Annotated in this window: 12 protein-coding genes; 7 read left to right on the forward strand and 5 right to left on the reverse strand. The window is 59.4% G+C overall.

All coding sequences use genetic code 11. The features are described from left to right. Positions 1 to 37 precede the first annotated feature (37 nt). The 3 genes from GS612_RS08180 to GS612_RS08190 all read right to left on the reverse strand — a co-directional run bounded on the left by GS612_RS08180 (position 38) and on the right by GS612_RS08190 (position 2,793). Entirely contained in the window at positions 38 to 1,024 is a 987-nt protein-coding gene (locus tag GS612_RS08180; protein WP_171639630.1) for an MBL fold metallo-hydrolase, read from the reverse strand. Between the two features lie 130 nt (positions 1,025 to 1,154). Continuing rightward, complete coding sequence (locus GS612_RS08185) at positions 1,155 to 2,117, reverse strand: LuxR C-terminal-related transcriptional regulator (protein WP_171116283.1); 963 nt, start codon at positions 2,115 to 2,117, stop codon at positions 1,155 to 1,157. A gap of 97 nt (positions 2,118 to 2,214) precedes the next feature. After that, complete coding sequence (locus GS612_RS08190) at positions 2,215 to 2,793, reverse strand: lytic transglycosylase domain-containing protein (RefSeq protein ID WP_152457765.1); 579 nt, start codon at positions 2,791 to 2,793, stop codon at positions 2,215 to 2,217. A 203-nt stretch (positions 2,794 to 2,996) separates the two neighbouring features. On the opposite strand from GS612_RS08190, the gene ssb reads away from it, so the two are divergent. Continuing rightward, entirely contained in the window at positions 2,997 to 3,485 is a 489-nt protein-coding gene (ssb, locus tag GS612_RS08195) for a single-stranded DNA-binding protein (RefSeq protein WP_152457764.1), read from the forward strand. Between the two features lie 18 nt (positions 3,486 to 3,503). Next, entirely contained in the window at positions 3,504 to 4,574 is a 1,071-nt protein-coding gene (locus GS612_RS08200; RefSeq protein WP_171639631.1) for a site-2 protease family protein, read from the forward strand. A 9-nt stretch (positions 4,575 to 4,583) separates the two neighbouring features. On the opposite strand, the gene aroB is transcribed toward GS612_RS08200, so the two are convergent. Beyond that, the gene (gene aroB / locus GS612_RS08205; RefSeq protein WP_171639632.1) at positions 4,584 to 5,696 is read right to left on the reverse strand and encodes a 3-dehydroquinate synthase; all 1,113 of its coding nucleotides are present in this window, start codon (positions 5,694 to 5,696) and stop codon (positions 4,584 to 4,586) included. Further along, positions 5,697 to 6,284, reverse strand: coding sequence for a shikimate kinase (locus GS612_RS08210; protein WP_152457761.1), 588 nt, complete (start codon positions 6,282 to 6,284; stop codon positions 5,697 to 5,699). A gap of 218 nt (positions 6,285 to 6,502) precedes the next feature. On the opposite strand from GS612_RS08210, the gene GS612_RS08220 reads away from it, so the two are divergent. From GS612_RS08220 to GS612_RS08240, 5 genes are all read left to right on the forward strand, one after another. Continuing rightward, the gene (locus tag GS612_RS08220; protein WP_171639633.1) at positions 6,503 to 8,023 is read left to right on the forward strand and encodes a hypothetical protein; all 1,521 of its coding nucleotides are present in this window, start codon (positions 6,503 to 6,505) and stop codon (positions 8,021 to 8,023) included. Positions 8,024 to 8,025: 2 nt separating this feature from the next. Continuing rightward, positions 8,026 to 8,982 carry a site-specific tyrosine recombinase XerD gene (locus GS612_RS08225; RefSeq protein WP_171168470.1) on the forward strand — a complete coding sequence of 319 codons (957 nt, stop codon included), beginning with the start codon at positions 8,026 to 8,028 and terminating at the stop codon, positions 8,980 to 8,982. 63 nt (positions 8,983 to 9,045) lie between these two features. After that, positions 9,046 to 10,353, forward strand: coding sequence for an HlyC/CorC family transporter (locus GS612_RS08230; protein ID WP_171639634.1), 1,308 nt, complete (start codon positions 9,046 to 9,048; stop codon positions 10,351 to 10,353). Positions 10,354 to 10,372: 19 nt separating this feature from the next. Further along, positions 10,373 to 10,528, forward strand: coding sequence for a hypothetical protein (locus tag GS612_RS08235; protein WP_171639635.1), 156 nt, complete (start codon positions 10,373 to 10,375; stop codon positions 10,526 to 10,528). A gap of 240 nt (positions 10,529 to 10,768) precedes the next feature. Further along, positions 10,769 to 13,186, forward strand: a complete 2,418-nt coding sequence (locus tag GS612_RS08240; RefSeq protein WP_171639636.1) for an FAD-dependent oxidoreductase — start codon at positions 10,769 to 10,771, stop codon at positions 13,184 to 13,186. Positions 13,187 to 13,196 lie beyond the last annotated feature (10 nt).

Here is a 13,196-nt window from a genome sequence, read left to right on the forward strand (position 1 = left end):
GCTTGGGAGTGGCGTGAGTGGCGACCCCGGTAATTCGTCAGCCGGTCATGACGTTGTTGCCAAAATGCATGAATTCCTGGTTCATTCCGGCAATGTCACCGGCTTCAAGCTGAAGGCTGGCACTGTCAAGCATCTTGTAGCTCTGCTGCCCCTTCACCCAGTCGTCGGCAGATTGCAGAGTGGTCAACGTATAGGATGTGACCTCATTCAGGTAATGTGTGGGGATGATCACCTTGGGCTTGAGCTTGGATACGATGTCGTTGCCCTGATCGAAGCTGAGGATATGTTCCGAGCCATCGACCGGCAGCGTCAGAACATCCACCCGTCCGATCGCGTCCCAGAACTCCTGTGGCGGGTTGTGGCGGTTGTCGCCCCAGATCAGCGTTCGAATGCCGCCGGTCTCGACCAGATAGACGACCATATCCATGTGGCCCACGTTGTTCGGCGGGCAGGCTTCCACGCCGAACTCGGCCAGCGCATTGGTCCAATCATACCATCCCGGCGCGACGCAGGCGTGCTTGTCGGCAAAACCGGTGATCTTGATGTCTGCAAACTCGAAATTGCCCACCATGCGGTCCAGCACCATGGTCGAACTTGGGCGTTCAATCGCATCGTGATCAAAATGGGCATGGGTCGACAGGGTGATATCCACCGGGACTTGCGGGAATTCGTTGCGGAACCAAAGCCCCCATGCGCCCGACGGATCATCGCGCCAGGGATCAAACAGCACTGTTGCGCCATTGGGCGAGGTGATCTTGATCGCACAATGACCATAATAGTCGATGCCAACCGTCCCGGTGCTGGCCTGACCCGTTGCGCCTTGCAGATCGATCACATGGTTGTTGTTGCCCGGCTGTAGCCACGCCTGAGACTGCGCCTGAGCCGATCTTGCGCCCAGTACGGAAGCAGTCGCGCCGACACCGACAGCCCCCGCCGCCATAAAGAAAGACCGGCGGGACAGCCCCGGCGCCAGATGATCCTTGTCCCCGTTCAGGATGGTTGGTTTCAGATCTTTGCGATCCATTTTTGTGTACCTCTCTGTTGGACATGTGCAGGTTTTCCGCACGTCCCAAACAAAGGTAACAAGCCAAGGCATCTTGGCTCAGACCGAAAAAATAGGGGCGGAATATGGGGGAAAACCCCATATTCCGTGTTCACGAAATCGAGAGCAAATGACTGCGTAGGTTCTGGCTGCGCCCTTCAAGGCCCAGCTTGCGGCGAATGTTGTTGCGGTGAAAATCGATTGTCGATGTTTCTCGGGACAGGGCCTTGGCGATGTCCTTGGTTGTTTTTCCAAACATGACCATCTGCGCAATCTCGATCTCGGTCGGGGTCATTGCTGCAAACGCATCCGTCAGTTTGTCCGACAATGAAGCCGTGATCTCGTTCAGGTTCTTCTCGGCCAACTCAAGATAGACATACTGCGCTTCGTCCCCGGAAAGCTGCGTTCGAACCTTTTCCAAATAGGGCAGAACTCGACCGCGCACCTGTTCGACAATTTCGTGATCGCGGCCTTTGCGTTCGTCATCCAGACTGGACAGCAGGACGCGCAGCGCCGTGTTGGTTTCCTGCAATTCACGGGTGCGATCCGCGACACGGGTTTCAAGCTGCGCCAGTGTTTCGTTGAGCTTCTCTTCCAGCGCGCGGCGCAGGTAAACCTCTTGCAACAAAGCCAAATCCGACTCGACCATGCGTGCGAACTGCGCCAACCCTTCGCGGAACAACAAGGCACGCCGGTTCTGCTTTCGATCCAGAACACAAATCGTTCCGAACACCGATCCATCGGGCCATTTCAGCGGCAGGCCGATGTAAAATGTCATCCCATGTTCCAGATCGTCATTGTCGGCCCAATCCGGATCGCAGGCTGCATCCTCAACCACCAGCTCTCCGTCCCGCTGCAGGACGCCCTGACAATAAAGTTTGGGATTCAACTGGAAACTCAAACCAACCGGATACGGGTTTTCGGGATGATCCGAAGTGATCAGCACCGCGTGATCCGGTGCGTCGGTTTTCATGATCAGGCTTGCGGGGACATCCGCCAATTCCGCGACCAGATCAACCAGTTGCTGCCAGTTGGCCAGCGTTTCTTGCGGAATCTCAGGGTGGTCAGCAGGCATGAGGAGACCTCACCAGTTACTGGACGATACCCTTTCAGATTAGTTGGACTGGTTGAGCCTGATCAAGAACCGGACGTTCTGCGCCGCGGCATCGGGTTTAACCGCCCCAGATTACCTTCACGTAGTTCTGGGTTTCCTTGTATGGCGGTATGCCGCCATGCTTTTCCACCGCTTTTGGGCCGGCATTGTAGGCGGCCAAAGCCAGTGGCCAGGATTTGAACTTGCGATACTGCCAGGACAGGTATCTGGCCCCACCTTCGAGATTCTGCTTGGGGTCATGCGGGTTGACCCCCAGAAGCTCGGCGGTCTGAGGCATCAATTGCGCCAATCCCAGAGCACCCTTGTGAGACTTCGCGTGCGGGTTCCATCCGCTTTCCTGCTGAACAAGGCGCAGGAACAAGTCTTCGGGAATGTTGTGAAGGCGGGCAGCCTGTTTCGCCAGATCCAGATACTGGCCGCGATACTTGCCAGTATATCGCTTGCCGGTATGCGCACGGGATGTCTTGGGTTTCAACCTCGCGGAGTCGCGATACTGCGTCGCCGCACGGGAATCCAGAATCTTGGACTGCTTGAGGAAGATATCCTTGCGGCTTTTGGTAGATAGAGTTTGCGCCTGCACAGGCAAAACGGCCAGCACAAGGCAGACAACAGAAAACCCAGCAACCCAAGAACGCATCAATGCCTATCCTGCTCGATAAGAAACCAGTCGGATTATAGGTATTCCCACAAAAAATAAAAGCTTGGTAAAGACCAAAGTAAGACTCTTGCCCAACACTGTTGTATCTACTGTTTTCATCCATGATGCAGGCCGTATAGGGTCTCACGAAACAAGTCGCGCCAGATTCGGCGCACATAAGCGAAAACAGAACGAGGAATTACATGGCGGGTTCAGTCAACAAGGTCATTCTGGTAGGTAATCTTGGCCGCGACCCCGAGGTCCGGTCGTTCCAGAACGGCGGAAAGGTTTGCAATCTGCGCATTGCCACGTCAGAGAACTGGAAAGACCGCAACACGGGCGAACGCCGCGAACGCACGGAATGGCACTCGGTCGCAATCTTCTCGGAACCGCTGGCCCGTATTGCAGAGCAATACCTGCGCAAAGGCAGCAAGGTTTATATCGAAGGCCAGCTGGAAACCCGAAAATGGCAGGATCAGTCCGGGCAAGACCGTTATACAACCGAGGTTGTTCTGCGCCCCTACCGCGGTGAATTGACCTTGCTCGACAGCCGCGGCGAAGGCGGCGGCAGCGGCGGTGGTTACGGCGGCGGCCAAGCCGGTGGCAGCGGGTACGGAGATCCTTACGGCGGTCCGTCCAGTTCCCCGGCACCGGCATCGGGTGGAATCGACGACGACGAGATTCCGTTCTAGAAAATTCGGAGACACGACATGACATGGTCCTTTTCTCTCGGCCGGTTGCTCGGGTCCGAACTGAGGGTCCATGTCACGTTTTTCCTGCTTCTGGCCTGGGTAGGCTTTGCCGCCTATTCCGCCGGTGGCCTGCCGGCCGCCATAGACAACCTGTTGTTTGTTCTGGCCTTGTTTGCCTGTGTGGTCGCGCACGAATTCGGTCATGCCCTCATGGCGCGACGCTTTGGAATCAAGACCCCAGACATAACATTGTTGCCGATCGGTGGGTTGGCCCGGCTTGAAAGGATGCCGGAAAAACCGATGCAAGAAGTGCTTGTAGCACTTGCAGGTCCGGCGGTGAACATCGTGATCTGGGTCATACTGGTCGCCTTCGGAGCAGGAGTGCCGATCGAGACGCTTTCCCAGATCGATTCACCGGGTATCGGGTTTCTGAACAGGCTGGCCTACATCAACCTGCTGCTGGCCGTATTCAACATGATCCCGGCCTTCCCCATGGACGGAGGGCGCGTATTCCGCGCCCTTCTGTGCCTGCGCATGGACCGCGTCAAAGCAACACGCGTGGCTGCGGTCGGAGGTCAGATCGTTGCGGTGGGTCTGGGTTTTTTGGGGCTGAGTTCAGGCAACCCGTTTCTGGTGCTCATCGCCGTATTCGTGTTCATCGCCGCCAACGCCGAAAGCCAGGACGTCGCCCTGCGCTCCGCAGCGCGCCGGGTACTGGCCCGGGACGCGATGATCACCGAGTTTCACGCGCTTTCCCCCGACGATACGCTGAGTACCGCGGCGCAAGCCGTGATTCACACCACTCAGCACGAATTCCCTGTATTGGACTCAAGCCAGGCCCTGTTGGGATTCGTCACGCGTGAACGGCTGTTTGCTGCGCTGGCAAGTGACCAACCCAGATCAGCGCCCGCCACGTCGATCATGGACGCGGCGGTCCCCGCAGTTTCGCTTACCACCGGGCTCGAGACCGTTCTGGAGCACTTGCACAACGGCGCTCCGGCCATTGCTGTGGTCACTCGGGGTGGTCGCATGATGGGTTACATCACGCGCGAGAACATCGGTGAACTGATGGTCATTCAGGGGCGCTAGGCCTTCAGGTCAAGCCGTGGCAAGCGCATCCGACAGGACCGAAAGAACCGCATCTTTCGGCACATCTGAGGTCACGAACGCTTCTCCGATCCCACGCGCCAGAATAAACCGAAGCTGGCCATCCACGACTTTCTTGTCCTGTCCCATAAGATCCACCAGCGCCTCGGCGCTTGGCAATTCGCCCGGAATATCGGCCAGATCCGTCTTCATCCCCATCGCGCGCAAATGCGCGCGCACCCGGCTTGGGTCCTCTTGCGAACACAAACCCAGGCGCGATGACAACTCAAACGCCAGCGCGCAGCCAATTGCCACACCTTCGCCATGCAGAAGGCGGTCGGAATAACCCGTCGCGGCCTCCAGGGCGTGGCAGAACGTGTGACCCAGATTGAGATGAGCCCTGTCACCTTGTTCGGTTTCATCCCGCGCGACGATGTCGGCCTTCATTTGCACCGAGCGCGTCACCGCATGCACACGGGCCGCCATGTCACCCGAGGAAACGCTTGGCCCGTGTACCTCAAGCCAATCAAAGAATTTCGTATCGCCAAGCAATCCGTATTTCACGACCTCGCCATAGCCTGACAAGAAGTCTCTTTGGGTCATGGTCCCCAGAACAGAGGTGTCCGCCAGAACCAGCGAGGGTTGATGAAACGCGCCGATCAGGTTTTTCCCCTGTGGTGCGTTGATCCCGGTCTTTCCACCGACCGAGCTGTCCACTTGCGCCAGCAGTGACGTTGGAATCTGCACAAAGCGAACACCGCGCCGCAGAACCGCCGCTGCAAAGCCTGCCAGATCTCCGATGACGCCGCCCCCCAAGGCCACGACGACATCCCGGCGTTCGACTTTTTCTGCGAGCAGCCACTCGACAGCGCGCTCGAAATGCGGCCAGCTTTTGGTTGCCTCTCCGGCGGGCAGCGCCAGCGCGGTCATCTCGATCCCCGCGGCATTCAGCCCGGCGCGCAGCGCCTCAAGATGCAGACCGGCCACGTTTTCATCCGTCAAAACCGCGACTTTTGGCCGGGCCAGAAGTGGTGATATCCAGCCCCCTGCCCGCGTCAGAAGATCCGGACCGATTTCAACATCATAGGATCGGTCACCCAGGTCCACATGTACTGTTTGGTGCATTTATTTGAGTTCCAAAACATCAGGGCGCGCCAACAGAGCGTCGACAACGCGGCCTACCATATTTTCGATCGAGGTCTCGCCATCCGAATCCACTGTCAGATCGGCCTCAGCATAAACCGGCACGCGGGCCTCGTAGAGGGATTTCAGCGTCGCATAGGGATCGTCGGTGCGCAGCAGAGGACGGGTGTCTTTGTGGCGCACACGGTTCCACAGAACATTCAGATCCGCGCGCAGCCAGACGGCAGCGCCCTTTTCGGCGATGATGCGACGGTTTTCCGGCTGGAGAAACGCCCCCCCACCCGTTGAAAGAATGCCTTTTTGTTCATCCAGCAAGCGCCCGATGACCTGCGATTCCTTGGTGCGAAAGAAAGGTTCGCCGTCACGCTCAAAGATTTCAGGAATGGTCATGTTGGCGGCTGATTCGATCTCGGCATCGCTGTCCAGAAACGGAACACCCAGACGTGCGGCCAACGCGCGACCCACCGCAGTTTTGCCAGCCCCCATCATCCCCACCAGAACCACGGTTTTGTGCAGATCAAAACCACCCTGTGTGTCTGTTGAATGTGTGTTATGCTTAATTTCGCTCATTTAAACGTGAATGACGTGATCTTGGGAAAAATGCCAGTTATAACTTGGCCAAAATCAAAAATTGAGGCAGCGTGGGGCCATGGGCCGACTGATCAAATTCCTGATATATGTTCTTTGCCTGGTATTCATTGGGCTGGTCGCCTACGCCTATGTTGGCCCATTCTTTGGCGCGGATTTTTCTGCGCCTCAAAGTGAAATCCGCGAACCGGTCGTATTGGATGTCAACTAAACAGGCGCTGTTGGCGGTCTTTCTGGCGGGATCGGCACATGCGCAGACCCCGTTATCCGCGATCGAGTGGCTTGCGGATCCGCCGGAAAACCTGCCCGGAACCGTATTGTTGGAACCGCCGGTGGCACAGAACGGCGGATTGCCCGAAATTGAGGTCACGCCGCTTGAAGCGTTGTCGCAACCTTTGGGCCTGGTCGCATCATCCGTCACCGGTTTGCCCGTGGATTTGTGGCAAGGCAGCGATGCGAACCGGCTGGCGGAGCTGATCGCGAAGACGCCCGTGCGCGACAACCCGGCCATGCAACGCCTGTTGTTTACATTGCTTCTGTCGGAAACCCGGGCACCGGCGGGCCCTGATGCGCAAGAGATTATGCTGCTGGCGCGGCTGGACCGTCTGATGCAACTGGGCGCGGCTGATCCCGTGCAATCGCTGGTTCAACTGGCCGGGCCGACAGATACACAGGATCGGTTTCAGCGCTGGTTTGACGCAACACTGCTGACCGGTGATGAGGATCGCAGCTGCACCGCCCTTGTCGCCGAACCGCATCTGTCAAAGGACTACGCCGCGCAAGTGTTCTGCAAAGCCCGACGCGGAGATTGGGCATCGGCAGCGTTGACGCTTGAGGCAGCGCATGCCCTGGACATCCTGCCACCGGAAGAGCTGGCGGTTCTAGATCGTTTTCTAGGCCCTGAACTCTATGAAGGCGCGGCTTATCTGCCCCAACCTGAAAACCCTGACCCGCTGATTTTCCGACTGTTCGAAGCGATCGGAGAGCGGCTTCCTTCCGCCTCGTTGCCACGCGCTTTCGCCAACGCGGATCTTCGGGATGTGGCCGGATGGAAAGCGCAGATCGAAGCCGCCGAACGGCTTACACGCATTGGCGCTTTGACGCCCAATCAATTGCTTGGACTTTATACCGAAAGGTCCCCGGCAGCGTCCGGCGCAGTTTGGGATCGGGTCGCGGCCATCCAACGATTTGAAAGCGCATTGGATACGCGAAACGCTGAAGCCATCGGAAAAACGCTGCCACTAGTCTGGCAGCAGATGCGCAGCGTCGGGCTTGAAGTGCCCTTCGCCGAATTGTTCGCCGAGCGTCTGTCGAAGGTTTCGCTGTCGGTGCCGGCGACTGAAAACCTGCGCTGGCGCATTTTGATGCTGTCTGGCCTGTACGAACAGGCTGCGCAATCAGCACCGGACAACTCGATCGATACCCTGTTTCTTGCGGCGCTGGCGCAGGGTGATCCGGGGCGGGCGGTTTCTCCTTCTCCGTTGGCGGACGCGGTTTCTCAGGCGTTTGCATGGGCGGCACCCGTACCCAACGACATTGGCGCCTTACTGGACAACGGTCAGCTTGGTGAAGCCATACTGGAAGCCATGCAGCTGTTTGCGCATGGTGCACGGGGCAATCTGGTGGATCTGACCGCAGCAATTGCAACCTTCCGACGCGTGGGCCTGGAAGACACCGCGCGGCGTGCCGCGCTGAGCCTGTTGATCCTGCAAGAGCGTTGAAGATGGCAATTCCGGCGACAAATGAGCTATGGATTTCGACCTTTCTACAGGCCCAGGCAGCGGAACTTGGCGCGGCGACAAATACCTTGCTGGCCTATGGGCGCGATCTGAAAGACTTTGCGTCCTGGTTGCAGCGCATGGGATCCGGATTCGATCAGGCAGATCGTGATCAGATCGAGGCCTATCTGATCGACTGCCAGGCACAGGGCTTATCACGTTCCACCCGCGCGCGGCGATTGTCGGCGATAAAACAGCTGTACCGCTTTGCGTTCGAGGAAGGCTGGAGCGAGACGAACCCCGCCATCCAGATCAAAGGTCCGGGGCGGCAGAAGCGACTGCCCAAAACGCTGGACGTGCCCGAAGTCGACCGTCTTCTGGCAGCCGCCCGACAAACCGGGCGCAGCAAGGCTGATCGCGTACGCAATACCTGTTTGATGGAAGTTCTCTACGCCACCGGGATGCGTGTGACCGAACTTGTGTCCCTGCCCGTTTCCTCGGCCCGTGGCGATCCGCGTATGCTGCTGGTGATGGGCAAAGGCGGCAAGGAACGCATGGTGCCCCTGTCCCCACCGGCGCGGGATGCTTTGGCTGCCTGGTTGACCGCGCGGGACGAAGCCGAAGACCAGACCGTCGAGAAAGGCGGTCAAAGGTCTCGTTTTCTGTTTCCGTCGCGCGGCAAGTCCGGCCACCTGACGCGGCACAGGTTTTTTCTGCTGGTCAAGGAACTGGCCGTTCAGGGTGGCGTTTCGCCCGAGAAAGTCACCCCGCATACCCTGCGCCATGCCTTTGCCACGCATCTGCTGGCCAACGGCGCTGATCTGCGTTCGATCCAGACCTTGTTGGGTCACGCCGACGTTGCAACGACCGAGATTTATACTCATGTTCTGGATGAACGGCTGTCGGAACTGGTGTTGCAACACCACCCGCTGAGCAAAGACCCTGACGAAGACCGGGGCTAAGCCCTTGATCCAGCAGCGCGGCATCCCCATAACGGATGCGTCACCCTAACCCACCAAGGACCAATGGAACCCTCATCTTCTCTGATCGACAGCGCATTCTGGTTTACGTCAGGCGCGATCCTCTTGTTGCTCGTTTTGTCCGGCTTTTTCTCGGGTTCGGAAACGGCACTTACAGCCTCTTCTCGCGGAAAACTGCGGGCGCAGGCCGACAAGGGATCACGGGGCGCGAAAAAGGCGCTGGAAATCACCGATGACAATGAACGCCTGATCGGCTCGGTTCTTCTGGGTAACAACCTTGTCAACATCCTGGCGGCCTCGCTGGCGACGGCCTTGTTCACCCGTTTGTTCGGCGAAAGCGGCGTGGCGTTGGCGACCCTGGTCATGACTTTGCTGGTGCTGATCTTTGCCGAAGTGCTGCCCAAGACCTACGCCATCACCAATTCCGAAAAGGCCGCGGCGGCTGTCGCGCCGATCATCAGCGTCGTCGTGACGGTGTTTTCACCCATTGTGGCCGCGGTGCGGCTGTTAGTGCGCGGTGTGTTGCGCCTGTTCGGCGTGCAGATCGACCCCGACAGCAACATTCTGGCTGTACGCGAAGAGATTGCCGGCGCCTTGCAACTTGGTCATTCCGAAGGCGTGGTCGAAAAGGAAGACCGCGACCGCATCTTGGGTGCGCTGGATCTGGGCGACCGGACGGTGGAAGAGATCATGTTGCACCGCTCGAATATCGAGATGATCGACGCCAATGCCGCCCCCGAGGAAATCCTGAAACAATGTCTGCAAAGCCCCCACACCCGTCTGCCTGTGTTCCGGGACGAGCCGGAAAACATCGTGGGTGTTGTCCACGCCAAGGACCTCTTTCGCGCCATGTATGCGCAGGCAGGCAGCAGCGACGGCGGGACCGACCGTTTGGCAAGCTTTGACATCGGAAAGGTGGCAAACGACCCTTACTTTGTGCCCGAAACCACGACGCTGGACGACCAGATGCGGGAATTCCTGCGCATGCACAGCCATTTTGCATTGGTTGTGGATGAATATGGGTCACTGCGAGGCCTGATCACGCTTGAAGATATTCTTGAAGAAATCGTGGGCGAGATTGCCGATGAGTTCGACATAGACGAAGAGGTTCCGGTAACACGCACCGAAGATGGCCAGTATCTGGTTGAAGGTTCCATGACGATCCGGGATGCCAACAGGGCACTGGACTGGTCTCTGCCGGATGACGAAGCGAACACGCTGGCCGGTCTTGTGATTCACGAGGCCCAGATGATCCCTGACGTCGGTCAGGTGTTTTCGTTCCACGGTTTCCGGTTCGAGGTCACGGCGCGTGAAGGCAACCGCATCACCGGACTGAAAGTGCGCCCCCTGTAGCGCCTGCAATTTTTTTGAAATGTTCCGCGCGCTGCCCAAGCGCCTGTCGTCAACCGTACGACCCAATTGCGCTGAACCGGGCGCGGATATTCCGATCATCGCACTGTCCGGCCCAAGCACGGAGTTGGGCGCGATGGGCCAGTTTGATCACACCGACTTTGTTGCAGCCGTGTAATAAAGTGAAAAAGCGGCCTTCGAGGCCGAATAACCACCGGGCGATGTCGTGCTGAACGAGGCGCAGGCTGCCTGTTTGTTTGCCCTCGGTTACAAGTATCGACGCACTTTAGCTGCGCGAGAAGGCTGTGCAATTCCAAAGCCGGCGCAATAGATGACATGCGACACTTGTTGTCGCTAACAGACGAGTAATATCCCCATCGGCTCGACAGTTTTTTCCAAAGTCATGGGGAGGAACACTGTGAAAACCACCTGTCAGGTTGCCGTCATCGGGGGCGGCGTCGTCGGTTGTTCGGTGCTCTATCACCTGACCAAGCTGGGCTGGTCCGACGTGATGCTGCTGGAGCGGTCCGAACTGACCAGCGGATCTACATGGCACGCGGCGGGCGGGTTTCATACGCTGAACGGCGACACCAACATGGCCGCACTGCAAGGCTATACCATCCGGCTGTACAAGGAGTTGGAAGAGATCACTGGCATGTCTTGCGGGCTGCACCATGTGGGCGGCATTACCTTGGCCGACAACCAGGACCGGTTCGACATGCTGCTGGCCGAACGCGCCAAGCACCGCTTCATGGGGCTGGAAACCGAGATCGTCGGCCCCGACGAGATCAAGAATATCGCCCCCATCACCAACACCGACGGCATCATCGGCGCGCTCTATGATCCGCTGGACGGGCACCTCGACCCCTCGGGCACGACCCACGCCTATGCCAAGGCCGCGCGCATGGGCGGAGCCACGATCGAGACCCACTGCATGGTGCGCGAGACCAACCAGCGCCCCGACGGCACATGGGACGTTGTGACCGACAAGGGCACCACCCACGCCGAGCATATCGTCAACGCCGGCGGCCTCTGGGCGCGCGAGGTGGGCGCGATGGCGGGTATCTACTTCCCGCTGCACCCGATGGAGCACCAATACCTCGTCACCGACAACATCCCCGAAATCGAGGCGATCATCGACGCGGGCGGCGAACATCCGCACGTCATGGACCCGGCCGGCGAGAGCTATCTGCGGCAGGAAGGGCGCGGCCTGTGCATCGGTTTCTACGAACAGCCCTGCAAGCCCTGGGCCGTGGACGGCACGCCGTGGGAGTTCGGGCATGAGCTGCTGCCCGACGATTTCGACAAGATCACCGACAGTATCGAGTTCGCCTATCGCCGCTTCCCGGTTCTGGCCGAAGCGGGCGTGAAGTCTGTGATCCACGGCCCCTTCACCTTTGCCCCCGACGGCAACCCGCTGGTCGGGCCGGTGCCGGGCGTGCGCAACTACTGGTCGGCCTGCGGCGTGATGGCCGGGTTCAGCCAGGGCGGCGGCGTCGGCCTGACGCTGGCGCAATGGATGATCGAGGGCGAGCCCGAGCGCGACGTCTTTGCCATGGACGTGGCCCGCTTCGGCGACTGGATCACCCCCGGATACACCCGCCCCAAGGTGATCGAGAACTATCAGAAACGCTTCTCTGTCGCCTACCCCAACGAGGAACTGCCCGCCGCGCGGCCCAACCGCACCACGACGATGTATGACATCTTCAGCGATCTGGGCGCGGTCTGGGGCCAGCAATACGGGCTCGAGGTCGCCAACTATTTCGCGCAAGCGGGCGAACCTGGCTATGAAACCCCGTCCTTCCGCCGCTCGGACGCGTTTGCGGCAACGGGCCGCGAGGTGCGCGCCGTGCGCGGGGGCGTCGGCATCAACGAGGTGCACAATTTCGGCAAATACCTTGTGACAGGTCCGCGCGCCCGCGACTGGCTGGATCGGATCATGGCCGGGCGCATCCCCGCCCCGGGCCGCCTGTCACTGACCCCGATGCTGTCGCCCAAGGGCAAGCTGATCGGGGATTTCACCGTGTCCTGCCTGGGCGAGGAGGAATTCCAACTCACCGCCTCATATGGTGCGCAGAACTTCCACATGCGCTGGTTTCAGCAACATCAGGAAGACGGCGCAACCGTTGAAAACATCTCTGACCGCCGCAACGGCTTCCAGATCGCCGGCCCCAAGGCCCACGAGGTTCTGGCCGCCTGCACCCGCGCCGATATCAGCGGCATGCGCTTCATGGGCGTGCGCCGCATGGTCGTGGGCATGACCGACTGCATCGTGCAGCGGGTCAGCTATACCGGCGACCTGGGGTTCGAGATCTACTGCGATCCGATGGCGCAGCGCCAGCTTTGGTGGACCCTGTGGCAGGCCGGTCAGCCGCACGGCATCACCCCCTTCGGGATGCGCGCGATGATGAGCCTGCGGCTCGACAAGTTCTTCGGCTCGTGGATGCGCGAGTTCTCGCCCGATTACACCCCCGCCGAAACCGGGCTCGACCGCTTCATCGCCTTCAACAAGCCCGCTGATTTCATCGGCCGCGCCGCCGCCGAGGCAGAACGTGCCAACGGCCCCGCGCGCAGGTTGGTGGCCTTCGAGGTCGACGCAGACGACGCCGACGTGAACGCCTATGAACCGATCTGGCTGGATGGCACTGTCGTGGGCTTTTGCACCTCGGGCGGTTATTCGCATTATGCCCGCAAGTCCGTCGCCATCGGCTTTCTGCCAACCGAACGCGCAGCAGACGGGCTTGGAGTCAAGATCGAAATACTGGGCCAGATGCGCAAGGCAAAGGTCATCTCGACGCCCTTGTTTGACGCAGATGGCGCCCGAATGAGGGGATGACTCGCGCTCG

Source organism: Ruegeria sp. HKCCD6157, assembly GCF_013110685.1.
In the GTDB taxonomy this organism is placed as follows: domain Bacteria; phylum Pseudomonadota; class Alphaproteobacteria; order Rhodobacterales; family Rhodobacteraceae; genus Ruegeria.

Excerpts from the sequence above, each read along its gene's own strand:
- GS612_RS08190 (WP_152457765.1), bottom strand. The coding sequence starts at position 2,793 with ATGCGTTCTTGGGTTGCTGGGTTTTCTGTTGTCTGCCTTGTGCTGGCC.
- GS612_RS08220 (WP_171639633.1), top strand. The coding sequence starts at position 6,503 with ATGTCAACTAAACAGGCGCTGTTGGCGGTCTTTCTGGCGGGATCGGCA.
- ssb (WP_152457764.1), top strand. The coding sequence starts at position 2,997 with ATGGCGGGTTCAGTCAACAAGGTCATTCTGGTAGGTAATCTTGGCCGC.
- GS612_RS08180 (WP_171639630.1), bottom strand. The coding sequence starts at position 1,024 with ATGGATCGCAAAGATCTGAAACCAACCATCCTGAACGGGGACAAGGAT.
- GS612_RS08210 (WP_152457761.1), bottom strand. The coding sequence starts at position 6,284 with ATGAGCGAAATTAAGCATAACACACATTCAACAGACACACAGGGTGGT.
- GS612_RS08185 (WP_171116283.1), bottom strand. The coding sequence starts at position 2,117 with ATGCCTGCTGACCACCCTGAGATTCCGCAAGAAACGCTGGCCAACTGG.
- GS612_RS08225 (WP_171168470.1), top strand. The coding sequence starts at position 8,026 with ATGGCAATTCCGGCGACAAATGAGCTATGGATTTCGACCTTTCTACAG.
- aroB (WP_171639632.1), bottom strand. The coding sequence starts at position 5,696 with ATGCACCAAACAGTACATGTGGACCTGGGTGACCGATCCTATGATGTT.
- GS612_RS08230 (WP_171639634.1), top strand. The coding sequence starts at position 9,046 with ATGGAACCCTCATCTTCTCTGATCGACAGCGCATTCTGGTTTACGTCA.
- GS612_RS08200 (WP_171639631.1), top strand. The coding sequence starts at position 3,504 with ATGACATGGTCCTTTTCTCTCGGCCGGTTGCTCGGGTCCGAACTGAGG.
- GS612_RS08235 (WP_171639635.1), top strand. The coding sequence starts at position 10,373 with ATGTTCCGCGCGCTGCCCAAGCGCCTGTCGTCAACCGTACGACCCAAT.